A 3,256-nucleotide genomic window follows, 5' to 3' on the forward strand; every position below is an offset into this window, starting at 1 on the left:
GGCCGGCAGGTCTGACTCCCGCCAGACGTGGGCGTCGGCCTTGTTCCCCGGCGCCGGCCGGGCCGAGGCAGTGACCAGGCGGCTGTCCGCGTCGACAATGACTGCACGTTCGCCGAGAACCGGTAGTTGCGGGAGGAGGCGGCGATCTTCCGGTCGCGGACCGGGATCAAGGTTCCGTCCACGATCCACAGCCGCTCTACGTCGGCGACCGGCCGCGGTGCCGGCTCCATCGCCAGCAGCGGGCGGAGCCGTTGGATGACCCGGCAGACAGTGGCCGGGGAGATACCGAACAGCGGGGCGAGCTGCCGCATCGTGAGGTCGGTGCGGTAATAGACGGCCACCAGCAGGATCCTGTCGGCCAGTGGAAGACACCACGGCCGGCCACCACCGGGACCGTTCCCGCCCCGCTCCCGCACCACCTTCACCAGCTTCGCGAACCGCTCGATCCGCAAGCCCGTGAACGTCTCCACCACACCGGCTCAGCCCTCAACACCCCACCCAAACAGGCAAAATGCCCGGAACTAAGCTTCTGCAACACCCTTTAGAGAGTGACCCACTCAATGCGGGTCGAACTGGACACTACAGGGGGCCTTGGATTTGCGGGACAGCCCTTACTGATCTTTTCGTAAGTTCGGTGGGTGTGGTGGGTGGATGGTCAGGCCGGTATGGGCGAGGAACGACCATGGCAGTTGTTGGTTGGTGTTGATGCGTTGGATTCCCTGCTCGGTGGCGTCGGCGACATCGGCGAGGTGGTCGCCGACGAGGTTGGCGAGTTCACGCTTCTGGAGCGAGGACCACAGCAGTTCCACGGGGTTCAGCTCGGGAGCGTAGGCGGGTAATCGTTCCAGGGTGAGCCAGTCCTGTTCGGCGACCCGGGCGCGCATCGCCCGGCTCCAGTGGGCGGACAGACCGTCCCAGACCAGGACTACCTTCTCGCCCCGGTGCAACACCTTCATCTGCTCCAGGATCTCGATGAGCCCGGCGGTGTCGTAGCTGCCGGGCTTGACGTGGAAGCGCAGGCGGGCCCCTCGATCGGGGTCGGTGGAGTGGTAGCCCAAGGCCCCAGCCATCGACGCGCGCTTCCATTCAGGCGGTGCCGCAGAAGCGGAGTCCGCCCTCGGGGAGAGTAGGTGCGGCGGATCTGCGGGAGCAGTGAGACGCCTGATTCGTCGAGGAACACGATCCAGGCACGTGTGTTCACGGCCCCGGGCCGTTGCAGGCTCCATCCGAGCCGGCCGGTCAGCAGCCGCCACACCGACGCCCTCGACAGCACCACCCCCGTTGCCCGGGTGACGACCGTACCGACTCGCTCCAGGGTCCACAGGTCGGCATCGAAACCATGCGCCTGGGCACCTTGCTCCAACGCGGCCCGGACCGTCTCGACCTGGGTGTCGTCCAGCTTGGGCGGGCGACCGGTGGCTGCCCGTCGCCGCAGGGCCGAAGCACCGCCTTGCTCCCACACCCTCCGTCAACGTCGCACACTCTCGGCACAAACCCCCACCGCCCCCGCGATCTCCACATTCGAGACGCCGTCCTCGAACAACTCGACCGCCCGAACACGACGCGCCTCCGCCAACTGAGGCCGTGACAACGGAGGAAGGGAGGAGCCGGAAACCGAGGGGGGGAGGTCGATAAGCCACCCCGATAGCCTCCCACCACACGGCAACCACACCCACCGAACTTACGAAAAGATCAGTAGGGAGCTGGATCGCAGCATGCGCTCCGGCGATGTCCACCCCACACCCGCGTCCCCCTTGCACCTTCGATATACAGATCGACAGGCTACACAGTGGCTATGACCGTGCGGATTGACGAGTTCGGGCCCTGAGGTGTCTGGTCAGCCGTGGCGCTGATGATCCGCCACAGCACCCACCGACCAGAGTGCCGACACGTAGCCGACCGTGGACACTCTCGATCTCTCCCGCGCAACCTCGATTCGGCCCGCGTTGAAGCACACATCTCCGCGAACTCAACGGGGTATGGCCCAAACGCCAAATGCCCTCGCGGGCAGTGTCCAGGTCAGTATTCCTGGCCCGACGCGCTATCCCACAATGCAGGCGACTGGCATAATCCGTGGCCACAATATAAGGCACGATTCGGCCTCCGGCTCCCGAGTTAAGGTTTTCTAATGACGCTTTATGGATCAGCTTGGCTAGCTCGCCTGAGTGCGATTGATGTAGAGGGTGCGATCGAATGTCTCAAGGTAGAGGGTTTTGATGTAGAGGAAGCGGCGCTATATGGTGTAATTGGGTTCGCTACCGAGCTCGAAATCCATCGAGGGATTGATTATCTGGCTGAAATCGGCGCCACATGGCCGGCCTGCGTAGGAGTGGCAGGCCTCAATAAATGGACGCTAGATCTGAGAAAATCGAACACCTGGGATTCGGCGGCAAAATTTCTACAATCGATCGGATTCCAGGTAAAGGGTGGCTTCGAAACAGAACGTCAATTTATAGCCATGTATAGTGGGTTTGATGCTCCGCCGAAAGATACGCTTGAACTCCTTCAGATTCCGTACTATACGGCTCTAAGGAATGTCGACTACTCCTATGAGGAGTTTTTGCGCTATTGGATACAAACGGAGAATGAAAACTGGGCGCTATGGCATAAAGAGGTTCTCAAAGGGCGTGATGCCGACGCAGGACATGATCCCGGGGCTAATCAGGCCGTCGCGGACGTCTTGACCAGAAATGCGGAATACTTTAACGAGGCCAATTTGCAGCGTTATGTTGCATATAAAGACTATGTAAGAGATCAGATAAAAAAGGGTCGGCAGGTCGCACCGCTCCCGTTTACTGTGTATTCAGTTCCCTCGCGCGGTGAAATATCGAGGTTTATAATCCTCGGCACTCCAGGTTTCGCCCCAAACAGCCTGGAGAAATTTACTGGTTCGTTGACGGTTTCAGAGTTTGCGGGGTTTTCTAGCAGGATGCGGCACGTCAAGGGGCGCAGGGCGTCAGCGGGAACCTTGATCGTCAAATGCGGAAGTTCTGTGCAGTATAAACTTGTTGAGCAACTTCTACATCAAACAAATATCACGGCCAAGGGTGTTATTTATGATCGGCCGTCGATGTAGTGTGTTGGATGATTCTGTGACTCGCGGTGTCGCCATGGCTTTTGTGCGTGTATTTATTGGTCTAGGGCACTGTAAAAGGAACGGCCCTGTCTCACATTCGGTGGTGACGGAGGGTGGTGTTATCCGAGGAGGATGCGGTGGCGGAGGAGGGTGAAGCCTGTGCGTCCGTGCATCTGGCGT

The 3,256-nt window shown here is 60.4% G+C and carries 3 protein-coding genes and 1 pseudogene; 1 reads left to right on the forward strand and 3 read right to left on the reverse strand.

Translation table 11 applies throughout. The features are described 5' to 3' along the window. The 3 genes and pseudogenes from AB0D66_RS34300 to AB0D66_RS34310 form a co-directional block, all read right to left on the reverse strand. Window positions 1-502: pseudogene (locus tag AB0D66_RS34300) on the reverse strand (transposase family protein); the annotation flags it as partial. A 109-nt stretch (window positions 503-611) separates the two neighbouring features. Further along, window positions 612-1,070 carry a transposase gene (locus tag AB0D66_RS34305; RefSeq protein ID WP_362311063.1) on the reverse strand — a complete coding sequence of 153 codons (459 nt, stop codon included), beginning with the start codon at window positions 1,068-1,070 and terminating at the stop codon, window positions 612-614. After that, window positions 953-1,462 (reverse strand): helix-turn-helix domain-containing protein, encoded by a 510-nt coding sequence (locus tag AB0D66_RS34310; protein WP_362311064.1) that lies wholly within the window; start codon window positions 1,460-1,462, stop codon window positions 953-955. Before AB0D66_RS34310 ends, AB0D66_RS34305 begins: the two co-directional genes overlap by 118 nt. Window positions 1,463-2,128: 666 nt before the next feature. Here AB0D66_RS34310 and AB0D66_RS34315 point away from each other — a divergent pair. Next, window positions 2,129-3,076 (forward strand): hypothetical protein, encoded by a 948-nt coding sequence (locus tag AB0D66_RS34315; protein WP_362311065.1) that lies wholly within the window; start codon window positions 2,129-2,131, stop codon window positions 3,074-3,076. The last annotated feature ends 180 nt before the right edge of the window (window positions 3,077-3,256 follow it).

The sequence above is a fragment of the Streptomyces sp. NPDC048270 genome (genome assembly GCF_040652335.1).
GTDB lineage: Bacteria > Actinomycetota > Actinomycetes > Streptomycetales > Streptomycetaceae > Streptomyces.